The organism is Bradyrhizobium sp. Kon10, from assembly GCF_055807395.1.
Genome location: NZ_JBVVOZ010000010.1, coordinates 149,641 through 174,880, shown reverse-complemented (window position 1 = coordinate 174,880; position 25,240 = coordinate 149,641). Strand labels below are relative to the sequence as shown.

The following is a 25,240-nucleotide window of genomic DNA, read 5'->3' as shown; positions in this document are numbered from 1 at the left end:
CGCCTCAGGCGACGCTCTTTAGATCCTGCTGGATCGCGGCGAGCAAGGACTGCAGCGCGTCGCTGTTGACCGGCCTGGCCGGCTCTGAAGGCGGCTGACCATTGGACGGCGGCGCTTTGACCGGCCGCTTCGGAAACGGTGGACGCGGTGGCGGCATCGACGGCGGGCTGGCCTCGTCGTCGGCATGAACGAACTTGCCATGGATGACGTCATCGCGACGGCCCATGACGAACATGGTCGTCCAATAGCCCGCGGCGACAAGGATTACGCAGAAAAGACTGATCTCTAACATCGCAACACCTAAAATATGCGCGATGATTCAATGCCTTCCCCGGCGCGTCAATGAACCGACGACCACACCTGCGGCTTTTGCCGGCGGGTGTGGCCGATCGGTCACTCTTTGTTAACCATACCCCGGCCGCTGAGCGGGCCGGGAGCGGCGGATCAAGCCTTGTCCGGCCCGACCCGGACCAACTGCTTGCCGAAATTGGCGCCCTTGAGCAGCCCGATGAAGGCCGCCGGCGCGCTGTCCAGGCCCTCGGTGACGAACTCCTTGTACTTCACCCGGCCGTCGCGGACCCAGCCCGACATGTCGCGCAGGAAGTCGCCATGGCGGGCGGCGAAGTCCGAGACGATGAAGCCGCGCAAAGTCAGCCGCTTGGTGAGGATGTTGCGCATCATCGCGCCGGCCCATTTCGGCGGCTTGGCCTCGGTGTCGTTGTAATGGGCGATCAGGCCGCAGACCGGCACGCGCGCAAACGCGTTGAGCAGCGGGAACACCGCCTCGAACACCGCGCCGCCGACATTCTCGAAATAGACGTCGATGCCCTTCGGGCAGGCATCCTTCAGCTTGGCGGCCAGATCAGGATCGCGGTGATCGAGACAGGCATCGAAGCCGAGCTCCTTCACGACGAAGTCGCACTTGTCCTTGCCGCCGGCGATGCCGACCGCGCGTGCGCCCTTGATCTTGGCGATCTGGCCCACGGCCGAGCCGACCGCACCGGAAGCGCCGGCGACGACGACGGTCTCGCCTTGTTGCGGCTTGCCGATATCGAGCAGGCCCGTATACGCGGTCATGCCGGGCATGCCGAGCACGCCGACAGCGGTCGAGATCGGCCCAAGCTTTGGATCGATCTTCGCGAGCCCCTTGCCGTCCGAGATCGCATGCGTCTGCCAGCCCGCACGCGAAAGCACGATGTCGCCCTTGGCGAAGTTCGGATTGTTGGAGGCCGCGACCTCGCACACGGTGCCGGCTTCCATCACCCCGCCGATCGGCACCGGTGCGGCATAGGACGGACCCTCGCTCATGCGCCCGCGCATATAGGGATCGAGCGACAGCCAGATGGTGCGCAACAGGACCTCGCCTGCGCCTGGCGTCGGCACTGCGAATTCCTCGATGCGGAAATCGGACGGCTTGGGCTCGCCGACGGGACGCGCGGCAAGAACGATGCGTTTGGCTTGGGACATGGGCTTCCTCCACTTTCTGTCAGTGCGAGCGAAGCGAAGCAATCCAGCCGCGTCAATACAAAAGGACTGGATTTGCGTCGTCGCGAAAGCTCTTCGCAATGACGAGCTTGTGGCAGGCGCACGCCACACACTCGCTGTCATCGTCCGCCTTGTGCGCAATTACGCACTGGGGCGGACGATCCAGTACTCCGAGACAATTGTGATTGAGCCGAGAAGCCGCGGCGTACTGGATGCCGCCTTCGCGGGGCATGACACCGTCTTCTTGGCACGTGCTGAGCGAACCTAACCGCTGCCCGGATAGTTCGGCGCCTCGCGCGTGATGGTGACGTCGTGGACGTGGCTTTCGCGCAGTCCCGCGCCGGTGATGCGGACGAACTGCGCCTTGTTGTGCAGCTCGTTCAGATCGCGGGCGCCGACATAGCCCATCGCTGCGCGCAAGCCGCCGGCGAGCTGGTGCATGACGTTGCCGACCGGGCCCTTGTACGGCACCTGGCCCTCGATGCCTTCAGGCACGAGCTTGAGCGTGTCCTTGATGTCCTGCTGGAAGTAGCGATCGGCCGAGCCGCGCGCCATCGCGCCGACCGAGCCCATGCCGCGATAGGCCTTGTAGGAACGGCCCTGCCACAGGAAGACTTCGCCGGGCGTCTCGTCGGTGCCGGCCAGCAGCGAGCCGACCATGGCGATGTCGGCGCCGGCGGCGAGCGCCTTGGCGAGATCGCCGGAGAATTTGATACCGCCGTCGGCGATGACGGGAATGTCGGACTTCTTCGCCGCTTCCACCGCATCCATGATCGCGGTGAGCTGCGGCACGCCGACACCGGCGACGATGCGCGTGGTGCAGATCGAGCCCGGCCCGATGCCGACCTTGATGCAGTCAGCGCCTGCATCGATCAGCGCCTGCGTACCCTCGGCCGTTGCGACATTGCCGGCGACGACCTGCACCGAGTTGGACAGGCGCTTGATGCGATTCACCGCATGCAGCACGTGGCGCGAATGGCCGTGCGCGGTGTCGACGACGACGAGATCGACGCCGGCATCGATCAGCCGCTCGGTGCGCTCGAAGCCGGTATCGCCGACCGTGGTGGCGGCGGCAACGCGCAGGCGCCCTTGCGCGTCCTTGCAGGCGAGCGGATGAGCGACCGCCTTCTCCATGTCCTTCACGGTGATCAGACCGACGCAGCGATACTGCTCGTCGACGACCAGCAATTTCTCGATGCGGTGGTGATGCAGCAACCGCCTGGCTTCGTCCTGACTGACATTCTCGCGCACCGTGACGAGGTTTTCGTGCGTCATCAGTTCGGAGATTTTTTGCTGGCGATTGGTTGCAAACCGCACGTCGCGGTTGGTGAGGATGCCGACCAGCTTGCCCGGTATCGACTTGGCGGCGCCGGTGACGACGGGAATGCCGGAGATGCCGTGATCGCTCATCAGCTTGAGCGCATCGTCGAGCGTCGCCTCGGGGCTGATGGTGAGCGGATTCACCACCATGCCCGACTCGAACCGCTTGACCTGCCGCACTTGCGCGGCCTGCCCTTCGGGATCGAAATTGCGGTGGATGACACCGATGCCGCCGGCCTGCGCCATGGCGATCGCCATGCGGGCCTCGGTCACGGTATCCATGGCGGACGCCATGATCGGGATGTTGAGCGGGATGGCGCGGGTCACGCGCGAGCGGATGTCGACCTCGCCCGGCATGACGTCCGACAGGCCCGGCTTCAACAGCACGTCGTCGAACGTAAAGGCTTCGCGGATGCCTTGTTGCACCGTGGCCATGTGCCAACTCCTTCCTGCGGCGATGCCGCAAATAGCTATGGATGAGCGCCGCCCTCGGCGTGCCTTGCGGCATCGCCGGAGAATCGGAGCCCATCGGTGGGGTTGACGCGGGTCGATAGCACGGCCCGGTGACGAATCAAAGCAATTCGGACCGCTGGCCAGCCATGCACAGGCTTTTTAGGCCAAGTCGGTGGGGATGGCCCGGCGGCGGGCTGCCTCAGTCGATCAGGAGGTCGACTGGAACGCCCAAGGCGCGCGCAAACTTCTTCTGTAGCTCGGCAGGTCCCTTACGCCGGCCGTTCTCGATATCAGAGAGGTAGTTCTGACTGATACCAGCTGCTGCGGCCAATTCGTCCTGAATCATACCGCGCCATTCGCGGATCACGCGGATCGCGTTCTCTCCTGCGGTCAGCCGGTCAACGACCACCTTTGGCAGCACCACCTCGCGGCCTTCTTTCAGAGCGCGCATGGAGTTCCGAACAATCCGGCTTGCGGCGGCATCTTCCTGCGCTTCTGCCGCAAGCGCCACCAGCCGGTCATACTCGTTGCGTGGCAGGACTGCCAGATCATCGCCCGCGGGTGTTCGGATGAACTGGACAATGCTCTTCGCAGCGCCGGATTTAGCCATGGTGTACCTCTCAATCATAGATTTCACGGCGGTGCCCAACGGCGTGAACTGTAAGCCTGTTGCCTCTCACCGTGAAAAGCACCCGCCAGTCGCCAGCGCGGAGCCGCATGCCGTGCGTCCCCTTGAGCGCCTTGACATCGCCCGCTCCGGTCCGCGCAAAGGTCTGCAGCTTGAGATCGATCTGAGCGCGCGTGGCAGCCGTAAGCTTGCGCCACTGGCGGACCGCAGCCGAAGTGAACTCGATCTCCTTCACATGCCGAACATCGCACATTGCGATGCCGCAAGCAAGCATGTCTATCGCAAAGTGCGATGGTCGCCCGTGCAGGATTTAGGTGCTATGCGTTGATCCGCAATGGTCCCGGCCGAGTCGCGGTGATAAGCCGCAATTCCCGCTCCTCCTTCCGATTGCCATTACCAATCCGTCATGGTCGACAAGCAACGCATCATTCCACTGATCGTGGCCACCGCTCTGTTCATGGAAAACATGGACTCGACGGTGATCGCGACCTCGCTGCCGGCGATCGCGGCCGATATCGGCACCAGCCCGCTGACGCTGAAGCTTGCGATCACCTCCTACCTGCTGTCGCTTGCGGTGTTCATTCCGGCCAGCGGCTGGACCGCAGACCGCTTCGGCGCGCGGATGGTGTTTGCGATCGCGGTCGGCGTCTTCATGGCCGGATCGGTCGGCTGCGCGCTCTCGACCTCGGTGAACGATTTCGTGTTCGCGCGCATCCTCCAGGGCATGGGCGGCGCGATGATGACCCCGGTCGGCCGCCTGGTGCTGCTGCGCTCGGTCGACAAGAGCGCGCTCGTCAACGCCATGGCCTGGGTCACGGTGCCGGCGATGATCGGTCCGGTGATCGGCCCGCCGCTCGGCGGCTTCATCACCACCTATGCGTCCTGGCACTGGATCTTCCTGATCAACATCCCGATCGGACTGCTCGGCATCTTCATGGCGCTGCGCTTCATCGACCCGATCAAGAGCGAGGAACGCGAGCCGTTCGACCTCTACGGCATGGTGCTGGCGGGCATCGGGCTTGCCGGCATCGCCTTCGGTCTGTCTGTTGCCGGGCTTAATCTGCTGCCGTGGAGCACGGTTGCCGGCCTGGTCATCGGTGGGTCGATCTCGATGACGCTGTATGTGCTGCACGCCCGGCGGACGGGATCGCCGGTGCTGGATTTCTCGCTGCTGAAGCTGCCGACATTGCGCGCGGCCATTCTCGGCGGTTTCATGTTCCGGCTCGGCATCGGCGCGCTGCCGTTCCTGCTGCCGCTGCTGATGCAGATCGGCTTCGGCCTGTCGCCGTTCAAGTCTGGCCTCGTCACCTTCGGCTCCTCGCTCGGCGCCATGGGCATGAAGACGCTCGCCGCGCGCATCATCCGCGCCTTCGGTTTCCGCAACCTGATGGCGGTGAACGCGATCATCAGCGCGGTTTTCCTCGCCGCCTGCGCGCTGTTCACGGTGACGACGCCGCTGCTCATCATCATGATCATCCTGGTGGTCGGCGGCTTCTTCCGCTCGCTCGAGTTCACCGCGATCAACACGGTCGCCTATGCCGAGGTCGAGACCGCGCAGATGAGCCGCGCCACCACGCTCGTCAGCGTCAACCAGCAGCTCGCGGTCTCGGCCGGCATCGCCGTCGGGGCGGCCTCGGTCGAGACCACGATGTGGCTCAATCATGTCAGCGAGCTCGACGCCACGATGTTCGCGCCGGCCTTCGTCGTGGTCGCGCTGACCTCGGCGGCGTCGAGCTGGTTCTTTTGGCAGATGCCCGGCGACGCCGGCCACGAGATCTCCGGCCGCAAGGCCGTGGAGATCGCGAGCCGCAAAGGCGCGGCCAAGAGCGCGGCGAATGCCGCCGTCAAAACCGCGACCGAGGATACCCAGAACGCGCGGGACCAAAGGTTGGGATAGGTTCACGCAATGGCGCAACACACTCCGTGTCGTCCCGGCGCAGGCCGGGACCCATAACCACAGGGAGGAGTTGTGGCGCGAGACCCGCAACTCCGAGTCCCCGTAACCACACCTGCTTGTGGTTATGGGTCCCGGCCTTCGCCGGGACGACTGCGGATATTGGGGTTCAAGCCCCCCCGAAATCCCGTCGCCAGCACGTAACGCTCCGACGAATCCTGCCGGCTGGCGGCGGGCTTCACATGACGTACCGTGGCAAAGTCGCGTTTGAGCTGGGCCAGCAGGTCGGCGTCGGCACCGCTCTGGAACGTCTTGGCGAGGAACGCCCCGCCGGGCTTGAGCACGTCGCAGGCGAACGCGGCCGCGGTCTCGATCAGGCCGACGATGCGGAGCTGGTCGGTCTTGCGGTGACCGGTGGTGTTGGCGGCCATGTCGGACATCACGACGTCGGCGCCGCCCCCGAGCATGGCGTTGAGCTTCTCCGGCGCGTCGTTCTCCATGAAGTCGAGCTGCGCGAAGTCGACGCCGGCGATCTCCGGCATGTCCAGCAGATCGATCGCGACGACCTTGCCCTTGCCGTCGACCGAGCCGACGCGCTTGGCGGCGATCTGGCTCCAGCCGCCCGGCGCAGCACCGAGATCGACCACGGACATGCCGTGTTTCAGCAGCCGGTATTTGTCGTCGATCTCGAGCAGCTTGAAAGCGGCGCGCGAGCGATAGCCCAAAGCCTTGGCCTTGACGACATAGGGATCGTTGAGCTGCCGCTCCAGCCAGAGCTTCGACGACAATTTGCGCTTGCCGCCGGTCTTGACCTGGACGTGCAAGCGGCCGGTGGTGTCCTTGGCCATCTCACCAGCTCCTGAGCGCGCCGTCCTCGCGCATCATCTCGACCAGCATGCCCTCGCGCAGGCCGCGGTCGGCGACGCGCAGGCGCGGCAGCGGAAAAGCGTGGCGGATCGCATCAAGGATGGCGCAGCCGGCCAGCACGAGGTCGGCACGCTCGATGCTGATGCAGTTGTTGTTGGCGCGATCCTCGTAGCTCATGCCGAGCAGCCTGCTGATGGTCGCGGTAATGTCGGAATCATTCATCCACACGCTGTCGATCCGGCGGCGGTCATAGCGCGCGAGGTTGAGGTGGATGCCGGCGAGCGTCGTGACCGTGCCGGAGGTGCCGAGCAGATGCATGTCGGCAAGATCGCCGCCATGCGCTTCCGCGAACGGCGCGACGTGGTTCGCCACCTCCTGCTCCATCGCGGCATAGATCTCCGGCGTGACGTCGCGGCCGCCGAACTGCTCGGCGAGCGTCACCACGCCAAGCGGGATCGACATCCAGGCCTTGATCCGAGGCTCCGGATCTTGCGGGTCGCGCTCGATCCGCACCAGCTCGGTCGAGCCGCCGCCGATATCGAATAGGATCGCGCCGCGTCCCCTCGGGTCGACCAGCGGCGAGCAGCCGAGCACGGCGAGCGCCGCCTCGGTTCCGCGGTCGATCACCTCGAGCTCGATCCCGGTCTCGGCCGCCACCCGGCTGCGGAACCCGTCCGCGTTCGAGGCCGCGCGGCAGGCCTCGGTGGCGATCAGCCGCAGGCGCCGCGCTTTGCGGAAGTTGATCTTGTCGCGGCAGATGCTGAGCGCCACGATGGCACGCTCGATCGCGGCCTCGCTGATGCACCCCGTCGCCGAGACACCCTCGCCGAGCCGGATGATGCGTGAGAAGGAATCGACCACACGAAAGCCGTCGTGGGTCGGACAGGCGATCAGGAGCCGGCAATTGTTGGTGCCGAGGTCGAGCGCCGCATAGACGCCGGTTCCCGGCGCTTGCGCGACGACGGACGGTTCGGGGGCCAATGCCACCGCCGCCATCGACCCCTCGAGCTCACCGTGCGGCGCAAGGCCGTCGCGGAGCCGCGTGTGGTCATTCATACAAACTGTCTTTCCGCGGCCCTAAGGGGCCGATCTGGAATTGCTTTTTCGCCTGAAACATTAGCAGCGCGTCAGTCCTGTGCAACAACGCATCACATGGGACCATGCCCATTCGTGCGTTGTCGTGAACGGGTCGGTGGGTTATTTGAGGGGATCCGGTCCCCCAGGCGCCCACAAAACGCGCAATTGCCGGCTTTTCAGGTCAATTCCATGCAAGAACACACCAAATCGTCCACGCTCGACAACGCTATCGCACTGCAAAAATACGGCGTCGGGCAGCCGGTCCGCCGCAAGGAGGACGACACGCTGGTGCGCGGCAAGGGCCGCTACACCGACGATTTCAACCTGCCCGGCCAGGCCCATGCGGTGGTCGTCCGCTCGACCCATGCCCATGGCATCATCCGCGGCATCAACACCGAGGCCGCAAAGGCGATGCCGGGCGTGCTCGGCGTTTGGACCGGCACCGACCTCAACGCCGCCGGCTACGGCCCTTTCACCTGCGGACTGCCGCTGAAGAGCCGTGACGGCTCGCCCCTGCTCCAGACCAACCGCCACCCGCTCGCGACCGATAAGGTCCGCTTCGTCGGCGATCCCGTCGCCTTCGTGGTGGCGGAGACGCTGGCCCAGGCGCGCGACGCAGCCGAAGCGGTCGAAATTGACATCGAGCCGCTGCCGGCGGTTACCGATCCCGAAGAAGCTGCTCGGCCCGGAGCGCCGCAGCTGTACGACCACATCCCGAACAACGTCGCGCTCGACTACCATTATGGCGACACGGAGAAGGTCAACGCGGCCTTCGCCAGCGCCGCCCACGTCACGAAGATCGACATCGAGAACACCCGCGTTGCCGTCGTCTCGATGGAGCCGCGCGTCGGCCTCGCCTCCTACGACAAGGTCATCGAGCGCTACACCATCCAGATGCCGACGCAGGGCGTTGCCGGCAACCGCGCCAATCTCGCCAAAAACCTGAAGGTGCCGAACGAGAAGGTGCGGATCCTGACCGCCAATGTCGGCGGCTCCTTCGGCATGAAGAACGTCAATTATCCCGAATACATGTGCATCCTTTACGCGGCCAAGGCGCTCGGCCGGCCGGTGAAATGGCTCGACGAGCGCTCGACCAGCTTCCTCTCCGACAGCCACGGCCGCGGGCAAAAGATGCATGCCGAGCTCGCGCTCGATGCCGAGGGGCACTTCCTCGCCGCCAGACTCTCAGGTTACGGCAATCTCGGGGCCTACATCACCGGCGTTGCGCCCAGTCCGCTCTCGCTCAACACCGGCAAGAACTTTTCCAGCGTCTATCGCACGCCGCTGATGGCGATCGACATCAAGACGGTCCTGACCAACACCACGCTGATGGGCGCCTATCGCGGCGCCGGCCGGCCCGAGGCGAACTACTACATGGAGCGGCTGATCGACCGCGCCGCCGACGAGATGGGCATCAACCGGCTGACCTTGCGCAAGCGCAATTTCATCAAGCCGAGCCAGATGCCGTTCCCGGCCTCCTCCGGCGTCACCTATGACAGCGGCGACTTCCAGTCGGTCTTCAACAAGGCGCTGGAGATCTCCGACTACGAGAATTTTGCCAAGCGCAAGAAAGAGAGCAAGAAGGCCGGCAAGCTGCGCGGTATCGCGGTCGGCTCCTATCTCGAGGTCACCGCACCTCCCGGCGTCGAGCTCGGCAAGATCGTGTTCGATCCTGATGGCAGCGTGCAGCTCATCACCGGCACGCTCGATTACGGCCAGGGCCACGCCACGCCATTTGCGCAGGTGCTGTGCGCGCAGCTCGGCGTTCCCTTCGAAAGCGTCAAGCTGGTGCAGGGCGACAGCGACATCGTCCACACCGGCAACGGCACCGGCGGCTCGCGCTCGATCACTGCGACAGGCATGGCGATCGTGGAAGCCGCGAAGCTCGTGATCGAGAAGGGCAAGCGCGCCGCGGCGCACATGCTGGAAGCCTCCGAGGCCGACATCGAGTTCGAAGGCGGCAGCTTCACCATCGCCGGCACCGATCGCAGCATTGACATCATGGAGCTCGCCAAGCGCCTGCATGACGGCAAGGTGCCGGACGGCGTGCCGGATAGCCTCGACGTCGACCACACCAGCGAGCCGGTGCCGTCGGCGTTCCCAAACGGCTGCCATGTCGCCGAGGTCGAGATCGATCCCGACACCGGCGTGGTGCAGATCGTGCGCTACAGCGCGGTCAACGATTTCGGCACGGTGATCAATCCGCTGCTGGTCGAGGGCCAGCTCCACGGCGGCGTCGTGCAGGGCATTGGACAAGCGCTGATGGAGCAGGTCCGCTACGACGAGAGCGGGCAGCCGATCACGGGCTCGCTGATGGACTACGCACTGCCGCGCGCGGAGGACGTTCCTAACATGGCCGTCGGCGACCACCCGGTGCCGGCCAAGAGCAATCCCCTGGGCAGCAAGGGCTGCGGCGAAGCCGGCTGCGCCGGCAGCATGTCGACGGTGGTGAACGCGGTCGTCGATGCGCTCTCCGAGTACGGCATCAAGCACATCGACATGCCGCTGACCCCGGAGCGGGTGTGGCGGGCGATCCAGGACGCGAAGACGGCGGCGGCGTAGGGCTGCCCTTCTGCCTCCACACGCACACTGTCATCGCCCGGCTTGACCGGGCGATGACAGTACTCCGAGACAGGAGTGATTGACCGAGAAGCCGCGGCGTACTGGATTCCCCGCCTTCGCGGGGAATGACAGCGGCTGCGAGGACGCGCTGTGCCCGTTCCCTACACTTAAGCCGCCGCCTGCTCGCGTGGCTGGTAGATTGCGGTGTGCTGACAATGCGCCAGCGGCATCGTGCCATTGGCGACGACCAGCGCGTCGAGCTCGACGAAGCGGTGGCCTTTCTTCTCGTAGTTTGCTGTGACCTTTGCTCGCGCGGTGATTTCGTCGCCGGTGCGCGCGGGTGCGAGAAGCTGCATGCGGCTGCCGACGTGAATCCACGGACCCAGGATGGTGTTGTCGACCAGCACCCGGTTCATGACGCGCTGGATCAGGCCGGGGTGGCCGAGCCCCTCGCGCGCGAAGATCGGATCGGCTTCACGGATGTCGGCGAGATAGTCGGCCGCGTCCTGCCCGGCCCAGCGGCGCGGCGTCGTGCCAAGCCATGTGCCGGTCTCGAACGTCGCCGCGCTCACCGGCTTGCGCTCGGTGACTGCCGCCACGTCCTCATAGTCGCTCAACGACACCGCTGGCGCGGCCGCAGGCAGCGACGCCGTGCCGGTGGCACAGAGCTCGGTGCGGCTGAACACTTCGATCGTGAGCAAGCCATTATGCTCGGTGCCGTCAACGTCCGCGGTCTCGCCGTCATAGACCGGCTTGATGAAGCGCGCCTCGATCAGGCCGCGGAGGAGGAAATCGCCGCCCCAGCGCGCCACCGGCACGTGCATCATGTAGGCGAAGACATCGACACCCGGGACCAGCCCGCCGGAAAAGCCGAAGCGGCGCGCCACATTGTCGTCGTGCATCTTGTTTTCGGATTGCTTGGCGGTGTTGTAGGCCTCGACGCGGTAGGTTTCGAGCCGGTTCGGCATGGCTTGGCTTCCCCAAATTCTCGTTGTTTCGGGCCGATGGTAGGCCTTGAGGAACCGGGGTCAATCCCCTCGCCTTTGCGACCGGGATGGGGTACCACGCGGCTGCTGCGAAACCGCTTCGCAAGCCCTATCTACGGACAATGACGAACCCTCAAAACGCCACCCGCATCTATGTCGACGCCGACGCATGTCCGGTGAAGGACGAGATCTATCGCGTCGCCGCCAGGCATGGCCTGCCGGTGAGCGTGGTCGCGGGCAATTTCATTCGCGTGCCGCAGGATCCGCTGATCGAGCGGGTCGCGGCGGGCGCCGGCATGGATGCCGCCGACGACTGGATCGCGGAACGCGCCGGCCCCGGCGATATCGTCATTACCTCGGATATTCCACTCGCGAGCCGCTGCGTGAAGGCCGGGGCCGATGTGATTGCGTCCAACGGCAAGGCGTTCACCGAGGAATCGATCGGGATGACGCTCGCGGTGCGCAACCTGATGACCGATTTGCGCTCGGCCGGCGAAGTCACCGGCGGTCCGAAATCGTATTCGCCGCGCGACCGCTCGACCTTCCTGTCGATGCTCGACCAGACCATCCGCCGCATCCAGCGCCGCCGCGCCGAGCAGGCCGCAACGAGACAGGACTGAGACACCGCATGGCGCCACCGCTGATTCAACTGCGCGATATCAGGCTGACCTTTGGCGGAACGCCGCTGCTGGCAGGCGTCGAATTGTCGGTTTCGACCGGGGAGCGCGTCTGCCTGATCGGCCGCAACGGGTCGGGCAAATCGACGCTGCTCAAGATCGCCGCCGGCCTGGTCGAACCGGATGGCGGCAGCCGTTTCGTGCAGCCCGGCGCCACCATCCGCTATTTGCCGCAGGAGCCCGATTTTTCCGGTTTCTCCACCACGCTGGCCTATGTCGAGGCCGGGCTCAATGCCGGCGACGATCATTATCAGGCGCGCTATCTGGTCGAACAGCTCGGTCTCAGCGGCGAAGAAGATCCGGCGCATGTCTCGGGCGGCGAGGCGCGCCGCGCCGCGCTGGCGCGCGTGCTGGCACCCTCGCCCGACATCCTGCTGCTGGACGAGCCGACCAACCATCTGGATCTTCCGACCATCGAATGGCTGGAGGCCGAACTGGAGAGCCGCCGCTGCGCGCTGGTGATCATCAGCCACGACCGGCGCTTCCTGTCCAACCTGTCGCGCAGCACCGCCTGGCTCGACCGCGGCCAGATTCGGCAGATCGACCGCGGCTTCAGCGCCTTCGAGGCCTGGCGCGACGAGGTGCTCGCGGAAGAAGAGCGCGACCAGCACAAGCTCGACCGCAAGATCGTCAACGAGGAGCACTGGTTGCGCTACGGCGTTTCGGGCCGGCGCAAGCGCAACGTCAAGCGGCTCGGCAATCTTCATGCGCTGCGCGACCAGCGGCGCGACTATCGCGGCGCGACGGGCAACGCCAACCTCGCGGCCGCCGAAGCCGACAAGTCCGGCAAGCTCGTCATCGAGGCCAAGAATATCAGCCGGTCCTATGGTGAGCGAAAGATCGTCGACGGCTTCTCGATCCGCGTCCAGCGCGGCGACCGCATCGGCATCGTCGGCCCGAATGGCGCCGGCAAGACCACGCTGATCGAAATGCTGACCGGCGGCAGCGCACCGGACAGCGGCGGCGTCCGCCTCGGCGCCAATATCGAGATGGCGACGCTCGACCAGCATCGCGAAAGTCTCGATCCCAAGTCGACGCTGGCCGAGGCGTTGACCGGCGGCCGCGGCGATCATGTCATGGTCGGCGGCAAGCCGAAGCATGTCGTCAGCTACATGAAGGACTTCTTGTTCGCCCAGGAACAGATGCGCACGCCGCTGGAGGTGTTGTCCGGGGGCGAGCGTGGCCGGCTGATGCTGGCACGCGCGCTGGCCAAGCCCTCCAACCTCCTGGTGCTGGACGAGCCGACCAACGATCTCGACCTCGAGACCCTCGATGTCCTCGAGGAAATGCTCGGCGATTATGAGGGCACCGTGATCCTGATCAGCCATGATCGCGATTTTCTCGACCGCGTGGTGACGTCGGTGATCGTGCCCGAGGGCAACGGACGCTGGCTCGAATATGCCGGCGGTTACACCGACATGCTGGCCCAGCGCGGCGCCGACGTGAAGCGCGCGACGGCCAAGGCGGTCCAAGACAAGGCTGGCGAAGGCAAGACAGAGATGCGGTCAGTCGCGCCTTCCGGAGTTAGCAAACGACGGTTGAGCTTCAACGAGCAGCATGCGCTGGACACGCTGCCCAAGACCATCGCCAAGCTGCAGGCCGAGATCGCCAAGCAGCAGCGCTTCCTTGACGACCCCGATCTGTTCCGCAAGGATCGCAAGCGCTTCGACCAGGCCTCTGACGCCCTGACGAAGGCGCAAAAGGAACTGGCCGAGGCCGAGGACAAATGGCTGGAGCTCGAAGTGCGGCGCGAAGAAATTGAACAGGCCTAGCGCGCATTCCGCAAAAGTGGGCACCGGTTTTGCGATCAGAATGCGCGCCAACTAAGAGATTCCCATGACAACTCCTCTCGCCGCCAAGATCGCCCGTGAATATGGCACGCCCTGCGCCGTCATCGACATGGACAGGGTCGAGCGCAACATCGCGCGCATCCAGAAGGCCTGCGACGACGCCGGGATCGCCAACCGGCCGCACATCAAGACCCACAAGAACCCGACCATCGCGAAGATGCAGGTCGCGTCGGGCGCGAAGGGCATCACCTGCCAGAAACTCGGCGAGGCCGAGATCATGGCCAATGCCGGCATCGACGACATCCTGATCAGCTACAATCTCCTCGGCGAAGAGAAGATGGCGCGGCTCGGTGCGCTGCAGGCCAAGGCCAACATGACGGTGGCCGCCGACAATTCGACTGTTGTCGCCGGCCTGCCCAAGGCTGCCGCGGCTTCGGGCCGTCCTCTGTCGGTCGTGGTCGAATGCGACACGGGGCGCAAGCGCGCCGGTGTCGAGACGCCGGCCGAGGCGATCGCGCTCGCGCGTGAGATCGCAGCATCCAAGGGGCTGCACTTCGCCGGCTTCATGCTCTATCCGACCGAGACCGGCTGGGCCGACGCGCAAATGTTTTTCGACGAGGCGCTGGCCGGCGTGCGCGCGCACGGGTTGGACGCCACCATGGTCTCGACCGGCGGCACGCCGAACCTCAAGAACATTGGCAAGCTCAAGGGCGGCACCGAGCACCGTTTCGGCACCTACATTTACAACGACCGCATGCAGGTCGCCGCCGGCTCCGCCACCTGGGACGACTGCGCGCTTCACATCTATTCGACGGTGGTGAGCCGTGCCGCGCCCGAGCGCGGCATCCTCGATGCCGGCTCCAAGACGCTGACGACGGACACCGGCGGCCTCGACGGCCACGGCCTCATCCTGGAACACCCCGAAGCGAAGATCGCACGCTTTGCCGAGGAGCACGGCTTCCTCGACCTCTCCCGCAGCAACACCCGCCCCAATGTCGGCGATGTCGTCCGCATCGTGCCCAATCATGTTTGCGTCGTCGTCAACATGATGGACGAAGTCGTGATGGTGCGCGGCGAGGAGATCATCGGCACGCTGCCGGTTGCCGCGCGGGGCAAGCTGCGTTAGCCGCCGATCAGGGCCTGGAGCTCCCGGTCGAGTCCATCACGAAATAGCTTGATCGGTCGCTCCAGCCGGCCGGCCGGCGCGCGATGGACGATCCACGCGCGCACCGCGGGTTTGAAGTCGCGCGCAGCGATCGGCTTGAGCTTGTGGCGAAACGCGCTGCGCCTCAGGGCGATCGGTGTGACCAGCCCGACGCCCAGGCCGCGCGACGCCAGCGACAATCGGAGCTCGCTGTCCAGCGCCTCGACGGCAATGCTGAACGGCAGATGCTGCGCATCGAATTTGCGCTTCAGCGTATCGCGAAATCCGCAGCCGTCCTGGTTGATCACCCAAGACAGCTGCGACAGCCGTTCCAGATCGACGATGCGCGGAATCTTCATGTCGCGCGCGACGACGAAAACGACGGGCTGGGCGCCGAGATCGTCGGCGGCGAGATCGGAAGGCGGCACCGCACCGTCAGGCAGACAGATCGCGGCCGCATCGAGCTCGTTGCGGCTGACCCGCTCGAGCTGGTTCGGCGACCAGCCGGAGACGACACGCACGGCCAGCGCGGGAAATTCGGCGCGCACCGCATCGAGCGGTCCGGTCAGCCCCGCCTCCGAAAGGAATGGCGTCAGACCGAGCCTGAACTCGCCCCGCACCACGCCGTCATTGGCGACGCCCGACTTGAGATCATCGAGCATCCGGAGCAGGCGTCGGCCCTGCTCATAGGCCTCATGGCCCGCTGCCGTCGGCTTCAGCGGCTTTGACAACCGGTCCAGCAGCTGTGCTCCCAGCATCTCCTCGAGATTCTGGATGCGCCGGGTCACGCCGGGCTGAGTGAGATTGAGACGCGCCGAAGCAGCCACGATCGATCCGGTCTCGACCACGGCAACGAAGGCGACAAGGTCATGGGTATTCATACAAACTCGCATATTCTTTATAGGCTTATTTGAATTGTAGCATATTAGGCCTGCGGCCTAAAGGGGTACTCGCACCAAGTCCCTGCGAGGTCCGATGACGATTTCCGACACCACCAAGCTTGCGTCCCCAAACCAGCTCGCCGAGCGGTCCCTGATCTGGCTCGGCGCCCTCACCACCGGCGTGGTCGTCACCAATCTGTTCGCGCCGCAGATCCTGCTCGGCTTGATCGGGCGCTCATTGTCGATGCCGGCGTGGCAGGCGGGCCTGATCAGCACGCTGACAATGCTTGGCTATGCGCTCGGGCTGCTGCTGCTGGTGCCGCTGGTCGATCTCGTCGAGAACCGGCGCGTCATCCTGCGCACGCTGGGCTGTGCCATCCTCGCCGCGCTTGCGACAGCATTTGCGCCGACACCATCAATGCTGCTGCTTGCCACCTTCGTCCTCGGCGCCTCCTGCGCAGCGATCCAGATGATGGTCCCGCTCGTCGCAGCCATGGTGGCGCCGGATCGCCGCGGCCAGGCCATCGGCGAGGTGATGAGTGGATTGATGATCGGCATCCTGCTGTCGCGGCCTGCGGCGAGCCTGATCGCCGATCTCTGGAGCTGGCGCGCCTATTACGTCGTCTCCGCCGTCCTGATGGCGCTGCTTGCCGGGGCGCTCGGCCGCTACCTTCCACCGCTTCAGCCGACGGGGCGCGCGAGCTACGGCCAATTGCTGCTCTCCTTTCCAAGACTGCTGCGCGAGGAGCCCGTGCTCCGCATGCGCGCCTGGACTGCGGCCCTGGTCATGGCGTCCTTCACCGCGTTCTGGTCGGCGGTCGCGCTGCGGCTGCCGGATGCGCCGTTCGGCCTCGATGCGAGGGGAATTGCCGTGTTCGCGCTGATCGGCGTCGCTGGCGCCGCCGCGACTCCAATGGCCGGCCGCTGGGGCGACAAGGGCTGGGCACGCCCGCTGTTCGTTGCGGCGCATCTGCTCATCATCGGCTCGCTCGCACTCTGTGCCTGGGCCGGTGCGCTCGAATCGCGCATCGCCGCGCTGTTGGTGCTGAGCCTCGGCACGATCCTGCTCGACGTCGGCATCACCACCGACCAGACCTTGGGCCGCCGCGCCATCAACCTTTTGCGCCCCGAGGCACGCGGCCGCATGAACGGCCTGTTCGTCGCGCTGTTCTTCATCGGCGGCGGGGTCGGCGCCGCTGCAGCATCGGTGGCCTGGAGCTTTGGCGGGTGGACGACGGTCTGCGCGGTGGCGGCGAGTTTTGGTGCGCTCGGGCTGCTGACGGATCTCATCACCCGGACCGGCACGTCATGATGGCGATTGCGAAAGCCATCGCAAGACGCCCTGCCCCGCGGCGCGCCCGGTCGCGAATGATGCCTGCAGCAGATAGCCGCCGGTCGGCGCTTCCCAGTCCAGCATCTCGCCGGCCGCGAACACGCCGGGCAGGCGGCGCAGCATGAAATGCGCGTCGAGCTCCTCAAAAGTTATTCCGCCTGCGGTCGAGATCGCCCGATCGATCGCGGCGACGCCGGTGAGCTGAACCGGAATTGCGTTGATCAGGTTCGCGAGATCCGCCGGCGAGAACGAGGCGAGCGGCCGGCCTGACGCGATGGCGGCCTCCTGCATCAGGCCGATGCCGACCGGCGACACCTGCGCCGCCTTGCGCAGGAAGTTCGCGAGCGATTGCTTGCCGCGCGTGCCTGACAGGCGCTCGGATAGAGCCGCGATGTCGAGGTCGGGCCGCAACGCAATCGTCAGCGTCGCCTGGCCGAGACCCAGCACCGCCTCGCGCAACTCCGCGGAGAGCGCATAGATCGCGCCACCTTCGATACCGGTGCGGGTGATCATGGCTTCGCCGCGCACCGTGTGTGCACCGATCGTCAGCGCCACGCCCTTGAGCGGCTGGCCCTCGAAACGGTCACGGAAAACCTCCGACCACGCAACCGTGAAGCCGGAATTGGCAGGCCGCAGTTTTGAGATAGCAATACCTTTTGCCCGGAGGATGTCGACCCAGCCACCATCCGATCCGAGCCGCGGCCAGCTTGCGCCGCCAAGCGCAAGCACCGTTGCCTTGGCCTCAATCGCCTGTTGACCGTCGGTGGCGTGAAACAGCAGCTGCCCCGCTTCATCCCAGCCGCTCCAGCGATGGCGAAAGGCAAACCGCACGCCGCCGGCATCGAGCCGGCGCAGCCAGGCACGCAGCAAGGGTGACGCCTTGAACGCTTTCGGAAACACACGTCCGCTGGTGCCGACGAAGGTCGGCTCGCCGAGCGCCTCGCTCCAGGCGCGCAGCGCGTGGGGTGGAAACGCGTCGATTGCCGCCTTCAGCATCGGCGCCGCGTCGCGATAACGCGCCATGAACTCCGGCAGCGGCTCGCTGTGGGTCAGATTGAGACCGCCACGGCCGGCCATCAGGAATTTGCGGCCCGCTGACGCCATGGCGTCGTAGACGGTGACGCAGGCGCCACCCTGCGCCAGCACCTCCGCCGCCATCAGGCCGGCGGGACCGGCACCGATGATTGCGACGTGGGTATGGGTTGTGGTCATGGCGGGAGTTTAGGCCAGATTCGCGCCACAAGAATGTCTGTCATTCCGGGGCGCGCCCGCTTGGGCGCGAGCCCGGAATCCATTAGGCCACGGATATTGCTGCACGATGGATTCCGGGCTCGCCCTTCGGGCGCCCCGGAATGACAGACGCGCTACAGCTTGATGCCCGCCCGTGCCGCAGCCTGCCCTACATATTTCTGCGTCTGCTCGAACGCTCCCGCCAGCGCTTTCGCCTTCGACATGTCGCTGATCTCCGCGAAGTGCGCGGCGATCGCATCCGGCGTCCATTCGGCCTCCGGCAGGTTGATGCCCTCACTCTCGACAATCTTGATCACGGCGAAGGAGCCTGCGCCCGCGCCCATGATGGTGCGGGTCGGCGCATCCTCGCTCAGCATATATTCGACAGCAGGCGTGATCGCGTTCGGCTTCATCAATTGCAGCGCCTGCGGCGGCAGCAGCTCCTCGGTCATGCGGGTCGCAGCCGTCGGCGAGATGATGTTGACGCGGATGTTGGTCTTGCGACCCTCTTCGGCGAGCACGTTCATCAGGCCCACCATGCCGGACTTCGCCGCGCCGTAATTGGCCTGGCCGAAATTACCGTAAAGTCCGGAGGAGGACGTGGTCAGCACGATGCGGCCGTAGTTGCGGTCGCGCATGCCGGCCCAGACCGCCTTGCAGCAGTAGAAGGTGCCGACGAGGTGCACGTCGAGCACCTTCTGGAAATCGGCCGCTTCCATCTTGCCGAACGACTTGTCGCGCAAGATGCCGGCATTGGCGCACAAGAGATCGACGCTGCCCCACTCCTTGGTGGCGCGCTCGACCATGGCGGTGACGTGCTCGAAATTGGAGACATCGGCGCCGTCGGCCATCGCCGTGCCGCCCGCTTTGCGGATCTCCTCGACCACGGCTTCCGCCGGCGAGAGCGAGCCGCCACTGCCGTCGCGCGCGCCGCCGAAATCATTGACCACGACTTTTGCGCCGCGGCTCGCCAATCCCAGCGCATGCGCCCGTCCGAGGCCATTGCCTGCGCCGGTGACGATGGCGACGCGTCCATCAAACCTGATTGCCATTGTGCAGTTCCTGCTTCTTGTTCCTTCTCCCCTTGCGGGAGAAGGTGGCGCGAAGCGCCGGATGAGGGGTTATCTCCGCAGGCGAGTCCGCGGAGAGATACCCCTCACCCGTCTTCGCTTTCGCGAAGCCACCCTCTCCCACAAGGGGAGAGGGTAAGATCGCGCTTTCGGTAGCTTTTTGAGCAGCGATGAAGAGCCGGGTCAAGCCCGGTACAGCTTACGCAAAATAGATCAACCCGAGCCAGTCTGCGACCAGCGCCGGCTTGTCTTCGCCCTCGATCTCCACCGTGACGTTGGTGCGCGACTGCAATTCATTGGGTTTGCGCAATTTGGCTTCCGCCAGCACGAAACGGCCGCAGACGCGCTTGCCCGAACGCACCGGCGAGATGAAGCGGAGCTTGTCGAAACCGTAATTGACGCCCATCGTGGTGCCGGCAATCACCGGCATCACCTCGTAGGACATGATCGACAGCAGCGACATCGTCAGGAAGCCGTGCGCGATGGTGGTGCCGAAGGCGGTCTCCTTCTTTGCGCGCACGGGATCGACATGGATGAACTGATGATCCTCGATCACGTCGGCATAGCTGTCGATACGCGGCTGGTCGACCAGGTGCCATGAGGACACCCCGATCTCGTTGCCGACCATGGCCCGATAGGCGTCCAACGTGATCGGCGGTTTTTTCCAGACTTCGTTCATTGATAGCTCCTGGTGCCGTCATTCCGGGGCGATGCGACGGGACCGCGCAAGTGCGGCCCGGAGCATCGAGCCCGGAATCCATCGTGCCGCAGAGTTCGTTGCGAAATGGATTCCGGGCTCGCGCTTCGCGCGCCCCGGAATGACGATCTTTGTATGTTCACTTAGCTCTCACCCCTGGCTTTCGGCAACTCCGGAAAATCCTCTTCGCGGAATTCGCGGCCGCGCAGGGGATCGTTGCGGTCGTCGTCGCGCTCGAGACGGCGTAGCTGCACGCGGCGGATCTTTCCCGAGATGGTCTTTGGCAGCTCGGTGACGATTTCGAGCCGACGGATCCGTTTGAACGGCGCAAGGCGCGTGTGCAGATGCCTGAAGATGGACAGCGCGGTTTCCGGGCTCCGCTCGGCACCCGAAATCAGCAGCACGAAGGCCTTGGGGATCGCGAGGCGGATCGGATCAGGGCTCGGCACCACAGCGGCCTCGGCGATGAGTTCGTGCTCGAGCAGCACGCTCTCCAGCTCGAACGGGCTGATGCGATAGTCGGATGATTTGAACACGTCGTCGGAGCGGCCGACGAAGGTGAGATAGCCGTCGTCGTCCTCGAACACGACATCGCCGCTACGATAGAGCTCGCCTTCGGCGCCGGAGAGCATGCCGTCGTCGTCCTGGTAGCCTTGCATCAGGCCGGCGGGACGATCACTGCCCAAGAGCAACGCCACCTCGCCTTCCTTGGCGGGGTTGCCGTCGGCATCGCTGACCTGCACGCGGTAGCCCGGCAGCGGGCGCCCCATCGAGCCGATCTTGATCTTCTGGCCCGGCGAGTTGCCGGCCAGCGCGGTGGTTTCAGTTTGGCCGTAGCCGTCCCGGATGGCGAGCCCCCAGGCCGCCTGCACCTGATCGATCACTTCCGGATTGAGCGGCTCGCCGGCACCGCAGACCTCGCGCAAGGCGACCTTGAACGCCGCGAGGTTCTCCTGGATGAACAGCCGCCACACCGTCGGCGGCGCGCACAACGTGGTGACGCCGCAGCGGCCGATGGTTGTAAGCAGTGCCTTGGCATCGAAACGCGGTTGGTTGACCACGAACACGGTGGCGCCGGCGTTCCACGGTGCGAAGAAGCAGCTCCAGGCGTGCTTGGCCCAGCCGGGCGACGAAATGTTGAGGTGAACATCTCCGGGCTTCAGCCCGATCCAGTACATGGTGGAGAGATGGCCGACAGGATAGCTGCGCTGACTGTGCAGGACGAGCTTTGGTTTGGCCGTCGTGCCCGAGGTGAAATAGAGCAGCATGGGGTCGTCGGCGTTCGTCGGGCCGTCCGGCGCAAAGCTCTCCGGCGCTTTCGCCGCATCGTTGTACGAAAGCCAGCCGTCGGACGCTGCGCCGACCACGATGCGCACGATGTTTTCGGCCCCGAGGCTCGCGAATTTCGCGACTTGATCCTGCGCGGCCACCACCGCCTTCGCCTTGCCGCGATCGAGCCGGTCGCGGAGTTCATCGGCGGTGAGCAGCGTTGTGGCGGGAATGACGACGACGCCGAGCTTGATCGCGGCCAGCATGGTCTCCCACAGCGGCACGACATTGCCGAGCAGCAGCAGGAGATGGTCGCCGCGCTTCAAGCCCTGCGCGTGAAGGAAGTTTGCGACCTGGTTGGAACGGCGCGATAGCGCCCCGAAGGACAGTTTTGTCTGGCGGTCTTGCGCGGCATCGACGATCCAGAGCGCAGGGCGAACCTTGCTCTCCGCATTCCCCGCCAGCTCGGCGTCGAACCAGTCGAGCGCCCAATTGAAGGGAACCGGATCGGGCCAGCGAAACCCTTCGACCGCGGCGTCGTAATCCGTGCGGTTCTCAAGCAGAAACGCGCGCGCTTCCTGAAATGTCGTCATGGTCCAAGCCCGTCAAAATGATCTTGAGCGTAGCCCGGATGGAGCGAAGCGCAATCCCGGAACGGCTACGCAATTGGAAGCAGCTGTCCCGGATTTCGCTTCGCTCCATCCGGGCTACGGGCAAAGCCTCGCTACTTTCCAGCGAGGCTGCGAACGTGCTTGATAATTCCGGAAAAATCCACCCCGCCGTGGCCGGCCTTATCGAAGGCCTGATAGATCTCCTGCGCATGCTGACCGAGCGGGGTCGAAGCACCCGCGGCATTGGCCGCGTCCTGCGCCAGCGTCAGGTCCTTGACCATCAGGGCGGACGCAAAGCCCGGCTTGTAGTCGTTGTTGGCGGGCGAGGTCGGCACCGGCCCCGGCACCGGACAATAGGTCGTCAGCGACCAACACTGGCCCGACGACGTCGAGGCGACATCGAACAGCGCCTGATGCGAGAGGCCGAGCTTCTCGGCCAGCGCAAAGGCTTCGCTGACCGCGATCATGGAAATGCCGAGGATCATGTTGTTGCAGATTTTCGCGGCCTGCCCCGCACCGGCGCCGCCGCAATGAACGATCTTCTTGCCCATCTTCTCCAGCACCGGCTTGGCCGCCGCGAACGCGTTCTCCTCGCCGCCGCACATGAAGGTGAGCGTCGCGCCCTTAGCGCCACCGGTGCCGCCGGACACCGGCGCGTCCACCGACAGCACGCCGTGCCTGCCGGCGAGCGCATGCGCCTGCCGCGCGCTCTCGACGTCGATGGTGGACGAATCGATAATCAGCGCGCCCTTTGTCATGGCGGGAATGACCTCGTTCCAGACGCCGAGCACGTGCTTGCCGGCCGGCAGCATGGTGACGACGACATCGGCGCCCGTCACCGCCCCAGCTGCACTGTCCGCGATGCCGGCGCCGTCGGCCCTGGCTTGCACCCGCGAGGCTTCGACGAGGTCGAACGCCACCACCTTGTGGCCGGCCTTGACCAGATTGGCCGCCATCGGGCCGCCCATGTTGCCGAGACCGATAAATGCGATCGTGGCCATCTTCGTGTCCTCCCGTGATGCAGTTCGTTGTTTAGTTGAACTTCAGTTCGTCGGCGCCAATCCCGGCGAGATACGGCGCCAGCATCTCCGGCGTGACGTCCTCGATCCGCGGCGGCGACCAGGCCGGCTTGCGGTCCTTGTCGATCACGGCGGCGCGCACGCCTTCGCGAAAATCATCGCTGCGAAAAACCTCCAGCGCGGCGCGATACTCGCGCACCAGACATTCTTCAAGGCTCGACGCAGTGCGCGCCAGCCGCAGCAGTTTCAGCGTCACCACCATCCCACGCGGCGATTTTTCGTTGAGCGTTTTCAGCGTTGCGAGCGCAAACTCCGAGCCGTCGCGCTCGAGCGCCGCAAGAATATCCTCCATGCGGTCGAAGCCGAACAGCGCGTCGATGATCGGCTGTTTTGCGGCGACCGGTCCGGCGGTCTCACCGGTGGCAAAGCCTTTGATGAGCTTGCTGACCTCTGCGGCCGTCGCGCCTTGACGAACCCTGGTCAGCGCCTCGCGCAACTCCGGCCATTTGGCCGCCGGCACCACCGCATCGGCGAACTTCGCGTGGATCGCATCGGGGCCATTCATGGTCTGGCCGCTGAGGCCGAAATAAGTGCCGATCTCGCCGGGGGAGCGCGACAACAACCAAGTGCCGCCAACATCCGGGAAGAAGCCGAGCCCGACCTCAGGCATTGCGAGCTTGGTGCGATCGGTGACCACGCGATGGCTCGCATGCGCGGACAGGCCGACGCCACCGCCCATCACGATGCCGTCCATGAAAGCAACATAGGGCTTCGGAAACGTCTTGATCCGGGCGTTGAGGATGTATTCCTCGCGCCACAAAATCTTGCCGAGGTCGCCGTGAACCTTCGAGCTTTCCCAGAGCGCACGGATATCGCCGCCGGCGCAGAGCCCGCGCTCGCCGGCACCTTCCAGCAGGATCACGGCGACGCCCGGATCGGCCTCGAAGCGATCGAGCGCCTTCTCGATGTCGCGAAACATCTCCAGCGTCACGGCATTGATGGCCTTCGGACGATTGAGCCTGATGATCCCGCCCGCGCCCTCGACACGGGCGACCAGATCGCCCTCTTCCACCGAACTCATCGCGCGCCCTCGATCAATTTGCGCGCCACGATGAGCCGCATGATTTCATTGGTGCCTTCGAGGATCTGGTGCACGCGCAGATCGCGCACGATCTTCTCGATGCCGTATTCGCTGAGATAGCCATAGCCGCCGTGAAGCTGGAGCGCCTGATTGGCGACTTCGAAACCGGCATCGGTGCCGAACCGCTTGGCCATGGCACAGAGCATGGTGGCATCAGGGTCCTTGCGGTCCAGCGCCGCCGCGGCGCGCCACAGGAAAGTGCGCGCGGCCTCGAGCTCGATCGCCATATCGGCGAGACGAAATTGCAGCGCCTGGAATTCATCGAGACGTTTCCCGAACGCCTTGCGCTCCTTCATGTAGCTGCGCGCCTTGTCGAGCGCGGTCTGGGCGCCGCCCAGCGAGCAGGCCGTGATGTTGAGGCGACCGCCGTCGAGGCCGGCCATCGCGATCTTGAAGCCGATGCCCTCCTCACCCAGCCTGTTTTCGACAGGCACGCGCGCATTCTCGAACATCACCGCGCGAGTCGGCTGCGCATTCCAGCCCATCTTGCGCTCGTTGGCGCCAAACGACACGCCTGGTGTGTTGCCGTCGATCACCAGCGTCGAAATGCCGCCGGGACCGTCGCCGCCGGTGCGCACCATCGTGACCAGCAGATCGGTACCGCCCGCGCCGGAAATAAACTGCTTCTGGCCGTTGAGGACGTAATGATCGCCATCGCGCACCGCGCGGGTGCGCAGCGCCGCCGCATCCGAGCCTGCGCCCGGCTCGGTCAGGCAGTAGCTCGCGATCAACTCCATGGTGCAGAGTTTTGGCAGCCATGTGTGGCGCTGGGTGTCGCTGCCATAGGCATCGATCATCCAGGACGCCATGTTGTGGATCGAGATGAAGGCCGAGGTGGTCGGGCAGCCCGTCGCCAGCGCTTCAAAAATCAGCGCCGCGTCGAACCGGGTCATGGCGGAGCCGCCGACATCGTCGCGGATATAGATGCCGCCCATGCCGAGCGTCGCGGCTTCGCGCATGACGTCGACGGGAAAGTGCTTCTCCTCGTCCCAGCGCAGCGCGTGCGGCGCGATCCTCGAAGCCGCAAACGCCAACGCCATGTCGCGAACCGCGACCTGATCCTCGTTCAGAGCGAACTGCATGCTGGGCTGCTCATCTTTCTCTCG

At 65.3% G+C, this 25,240-nt stretch carries 21 protein-coding genes and 1 pseudogene; 7 read left to right on the top strand and 15 right to left on the bottom strand.

The window, feature by feature from the left end; all coding sequences use genetic code 11:
* Positions 1–4: 4 nt before the first annotated feature.
* From AC0L2O_RS16655 to AC0L2O_RS16640, 4 genes are all read right to left on the bottom strand, one after another.
* The gene (locus tag AC0L2O_RS16655; protein WP_473370457.1) at positions 5–292 is read right to left on the bottom strand and encodes a hypothetical protein; all 288 of its coding nucleotides are present in this window, start codon (positions 290–292) and stop codon (positions 5–7) included.
* Positions 293–444: 152 nt separating this feature from the next.
* Positions 445–1,467: an NADP-dependent oxidoreductase gene (locus AC0L2O_RS16650; protein WP_369724410.1), complete on the bottom strand. Its 1,023-nt coding sequence runs from the start codon at positions 1,465–1,467 to the stop codon at positions 445–447.
* 282 nt (positions 1,468–1,749) lie between these two features.
* Complete coding sequence (gene guaB, locus AC0L2O_RS16645) at positions 1,750–3,240, bottom strand: IMP dehydrogenase (protein ID WP_473370456.1); 1,491 nt, start codon at positions 3,238–3,240, stop codon at positions 1,750–1,752.
* Between the two features lie 217 nt (positions 3,241–3,457).
* Positions 3,458–3,868, bottom strand: coding sequence for a helix-turn-helix transcriptional regulator (locus AC0L2O_RS16640; protein ID WP_409189114.1), 411 nt, complete (start codon positions 3,866–3,868; stop codon positions 3,458–3,460).
* Here AC0L2O_RS16640 and AC0L2O_RS16635 point away from each other — a divergent pair.
* Both AC0L2O_RS16635 and AC0L2O_RS16630 read left to right on the top strand, forming a co-directional pair.
* Positions 3,867–4,214 carry a hypothetical protein gene (locus AC0L2O_RS16635; protein WP_473370455.1) on the top strand — a complete coding sequence of 116 codons (348 nt, stop codon included), beginning with the start codon at positions 3,867–3,869 and terminating at the stop codon, positions 4,212–4,214. The two genes, AC0L2O_RS16640 and AC0L2O_RS16635, sit on opposite strands and share 2 nt — an antisense overlap.
* A gap of 78 nt (positions 4,215–4,292) precedes the next feature.
* Positions 4,293–5,783, top strand: a complete 1,491-nt coding sequence (locus tag AC0L2O_RS16630; RefSeq protein WP_369724417.1) for an MFS transporter — start codon at positions 4,293–4,295, stop codon at positions 5,781–5,783.
* A gap of 122 nt (positions 5,784–5,905) precedes the next feature.
* Here AC0L2O_RS16630 and AC0L2O_RS16625 read toward each other — a convergent pair whose 3' ends face one another.
* Together AC0L2O_RS16625 and AC0L2O_RS16620 are read right to left on the bottom strand one after the other, a co-directional pair.
* Complete coding sequence (locus tag AC0L2O_RS16625; protein ID WP_473370454.1) at positions 5,906–6,628, bottom strand: RlmE family RNA methyltransferase; 723 nt, start codon at positions 6,626–6,628, stop codon at positions 5,906–5,908.
* 1 nt (position 6,629) lies between these two features.
* Positions 6,630–7,703 (bottom strand): Ppx/GppA phosphatase family protein, encoded by a 1,074-nt coding sequence (locus AC0L2O_RS16620; RefSeq protein ID WP_369724421.1) that lies wholly within the window; start codon positions 7,701–7,703, stop codon positions 6,630–6,632.
* Between the two features lie 210 nt (positions 7,704–7,913).
* Between AC0L2O_RS16620 and AC0L2O_RS16615 the strand changes: the two genes are divergently transcribed.
* Complete coding sequence (locus AC0L2O_RS16615) at positions 7,914–10,286, top strand: xanthine dehydrogenase family protein molybdopterin-binding subunit (protein ID WP_473370453.1); 2,373 nt, start codon at positions 7,914–7,916, stop codon at positions 10,284–10,286.
* Between the two features lie 167 nt (positions 10,287–10,453).
* Here the strand turns inward: AC0L2O_RS16615 and AC0L2O_RS16610 are convergent, their stop codons facing one another.
* The gene (locus AC0L2O_RS16610) at positions 10,454–11,254 is read right to left on the bottom strand and encodes a hypothetical protein (protein ID WP_409189117.1); all 801 of its coding nucleotides are present in this window, start codon (positions 11,252–11,254) and stop codon (positions 10,454–10,456) included.
* A 140-nt stretch (positions 11,255–11,394) separates the two neighbouring features.
* Here AC0L2O_RS16610 and AC0L2O_RS16605 point away from each other — a divergent pair, with 140 nt between their 5' ends.
* The 3 genes from AC0L2O_RS16605 (at position 11,395) to AC0L2O_RS16595 (ending at position 14,865) form a co-directional block, all read left to right on the top strand.
* Positions 11,395–11,892: a YaiI/YqxD family protein gene (locus tag AC0L2O_RS16605; RefSeq protein ID WP_409189118.1), complete on the top strand. Its 498-nt coding sequence runs from the start codon at positions 11,395–11,397 to the stop codon at positions 11,890–11,892.
* An 8-nt stretch (positions 11,893–11,900) separates the two neighbouring features.
* Positions 11,901–13,721, top strand: a complete 1,821-nt coding sequence (locus AC0L2O_RS16600; RefSeq protein ID WP_409189119.1) for an ABC-F family ATP-binding cassette domain-containing protein — start codon at positions 11,901–11,903, stop codon at positions 13,719–13,721.
* Positions 13,722–13,785: 64 nt separating this feature from the next.
* Positions 13,786–14,865: a D-TA family PLP-dependent enzyme gene (locus AC0L2O_RS16595; protein ID WP_473370452.1), complete on the top strand. Its 1,080-nt coding sequence runs from the start codon at positions 13,786–13,788 to the stop codon at positions 14,863–14,865.
* Here AC0L2O_RS16595 and AC0L2O_RS16590 read toward each other — a convergent pair.
* Positions 14,862–15,764: a LysR family transcriptional regulator gene (locus AC0L2O_RS16590; protein ID WP_473370451.1), complete on the bottom strand. Its 903-nt coding sequence runs from the start codon at positions 15,762–15,764 to the stop codon at positions 14,862–14,864. The genes AC0L2O_RS16595 and AC0L2O_RS16590 overlap by 4 nt on opposite strands.
* A 94-nt stretch (positions 15,765–15,858) precedes the next feature.
* Here AC0L2O_RS16590 and AC0L2O_RS16585 point away from each other — a divergent pair, with 94 nt between their 5' ends.
* Positions 15,859–17,076 (top strand): MFS transporter, encoded by a 1,218-nt coding sequence (locus AC0L2O_RS16585; protein WP_473370450.1) that lies wholly within the window; start codon positions 15,859–15,861, stop codon positions 17,074–17,076.
* Here AC0L2O_RS16585 and AC0L2O_RS16580 read toward each other — a convergent pair.
* The 7 genes and pseudogenes from AC0L2O_RS16580 to AC0L2O_RS16550 form a co-directional block, all read right to left on the bottom strand.
* The gene (locus AC0L2O_RS16580) at positions 17,071–18,309 is read right to left on the bottom strand and encodes a BaiN/RdsA family NAD(P)/FAD-dependent oxidoreductase (RefSeq protein WP_473370449.1); all 1,239 of its coding nucleotides are present in this window, start codon (positions 18,307–18,309) and stop codon (positions 17,071–17,073) included. The genes AC0L2O_RS16585 and AC0L2O_RS16580 overlap by 6 nt on opposite strands.
* A 152-nt stretch (positions 18,310–18,461) precedes the next feature.
* Positions 18,462–19,379 carry an SDR family NAD(P)-dependent oxidoreductase gene (locus AC0L2O_RS16575; RefSeq protein ID WP_473370448.1) on the bottom strand — a complete coding sequence of 306 codons (918 nt, stop codon included), beginning with the start codon at positions 19,377–19,379 and terminating at the stop codon, positions 18,462–18,464.
* 217 nt (positions 19,380–19,596) lie between these two features.
* Positions 19,597–20,076: a MaoC family dehydratase gene (locus AC0L2O_RS16570; protein ID WP_473370447.1), complete on the bottom strand. Its 480-nt coding sequence runs from the start codon at positions 20,074–20,076 to the stop codon at positions 19,597–19,599.
* Positions 20,077–20,237: 161 nt separating this feature from the next.
* The gene (locus AC0L2O_RS16565; RefSeq protein WP_473370446.1) at positions 20,238–21,956 is read right to left on the bottom strand and encodes an AMP-binding protein; all 1,719 of its coding nucleotides are present in this window, start codon (positions 21,954–21,956) and stop codon (positions 20,238–20,240) included.
* Between the two features lie 131 nt (positions 21,957–22,087).
* A pseudogene (gene mmsB, locus AC0L2O_RS16560) lies at positions 22,088–22,990 on the bottom strand (3-hydroxyisobutyrate dehydrogenase); the annotation flags it as partial.
* 16 nt (positions 22,991–23,006) lie between these two features.
* Entirely contained in the window at positions 23,007–24,074 is a 1,068-nt protein-coding gene (locus tag AC0L2O_RS16555; RefSeq protein ID WP_473370445.1) for an enoyl-CoA hydratase/isomerase family protein, read from the bottom strand.
* Complete coding sequence (locus AC0L2O_RS16550) at positions 24,071–25,216, bottom strand: isobutyryl-CoA dehydrogenase (protein ID WP_473370444.1); 1,146 nt, start codon at positions 25,214–25,216, stop codon at positions 24,071–24,073. Before AC0L2O_RS16550 ends, AC0L2O_RS16555 begins: the two co-directional genes overlap by 4 nt.
* Positions 25,217–25,240 lie beyond the last annotated feature (24 nt).

Bases quoted from the DNA above. Each gene is read 5' to 3' on its own strand.
- AC0L2O_RS16655 (WP_473370457.1), bottom strand. From the start codon at position 292: ATGTTAGAGATCAGTCTTTTCTGCGTAATCCTTGTCGCCGCGGGCTAT.
- AC0L2O_RS16650 (WP_369724410.1), bottom strand. From the start codon at position 1,467: ATGTCCCAAGCCAAACGCATCGTTCTTGCCGCGCGTCCCGTCGGCGAG.
- guaB (WP_473370456.1), bottom strand. From the start codon at position 3,240: ATGGCCACGGTGCAACAAGGCATCCGCGAAGCCTTTACGTTCGACGAC.
- AC0L2O_RS16635 (WP_473370455.1), top strand. From the start codon at position 3,867: ATGGTGTACCTCTCAATCATAGATTTCACGGCGGTGCCCAACGGCGTG.
- AC0L2O_RS16640 (WP_409189114.1), bottom strand. From the start codon at position 3,868: ATGGCTAAATCCGGCGCTGCGAAGAGCATTGTCCAGTTCATCCGAACA.
- AC0L2O_RS16630 (WP_369724417.1), top strand. From the start codon at position 4,293: ATGGTCGACAAGCAACGCATCATTCCACTGATCGTGGCCACCGCTCTG.
- AC0L2O_RS16625 (WP_473370454.1), bottom strand. From the start codon at position 6,628: ATGGCCAAGGACACCACCGGCCGCTTGCACGTCCAGGTCAAGACCGGC.
- AC0L2O_RS16620 (WP_369724421.1), bottom strand. From the start codon at position 7,703: ATGAATGACCACACGCGGCTCCGCGACGGCCTTGCGCCGCACGGTGAG.
- AC0L2O_RS16615 (WP_473370453.1), top strand. From the start codon at position 7,914: ATGCAAGAACACACCAAATCGTCCACGCTCGACAACGCTATCGCACTG.
- AC0L2O_RS16610 (WP_409189117.1), bottom strand. From the start codon at position 11,254: ATGCCGAACCGGCTCGAAACCTACCGCGTCGAGGCCTACAACACCGCC.
- AC0L2O_RS16605 (WP_409189118.1), top strand. From the start codon at position 11,395: ATGACGAACCCTCAAAACGCCACCCGCATCTATGTCGACGCCGACGCA.
- AC0L2O_RS16600 (WP_409189119.1), top strand. From the start codon at position 11,901: ATGGCGCCACCGCTGATTCAACTGCGCGATATCAGGCTGACCTTTGGC.
- AC0L2O_RS16595 (WP_473370452.1), top strand. From the start codon at position 13,786: ATGACAACTCCTCTCGCCGCCAAGATCGCCCGTGAATATGGCACGCCC.
- AC0L2O_RS16590 (WP_473370451.1), bottom strand. From the start codon at position 15,764: ATGAATACCCATGACCTTGTCGCCTTCGTTGCCGTGGTCGAGACCGGA.
- AC0L2O_RS16585 (WP_473370450.1), top strand. From the start codon at position 15,859: ATGACGATTTCCGACACCACCAAGCTTGCGTCCCCAAACCAGCTCGCC.
- AC0L2O_RS16580 (WP_473370449.1), bottom strand. From the start codon at position 18,309: ATGACCACAACCCATACCCACGTCGCAATCATCGGTGCCGGTCCCGCC.
- AC0L2O_RS16575 (WP_473370448.1), bottom strand. From the start codon at position 19,379: ATGGCAATCAGGTTTGATGGACGCGTCGCCATCGTCACCGGCGCAGGC.
- AC0L2O_RS16570 (WP_473370447.1), bottom strand. From the start codon at position 20,076: ATGAACGAAGTCTGGAAAAAACCGCCGATCACGTTGGACGCCTATCGG.
- AC0L2O_RS16565 (WP_473370446.1), bottom strand. From the start codon at position 21,956: ATGACGACATTTCAGGAAGCGCGCGCGTTTCTGCTTGAGAACCGCACG.
- AC0L2O_RS16555 (WP_473370445.1), bottom strand. From the start codon at position 24,074: ATGAGTTCGGTGGAAGAGGGCGATCTGGTCGCCCGTGTCGAGGGCGCG.
- AC0L2O_RS16550 (WP_473370444.1), bottom strand. From the start codon at position 25,216: ATGCAGTTCGCTCTGAACGAGGATCAGGTCGCGGTTCGCGACATGGCG.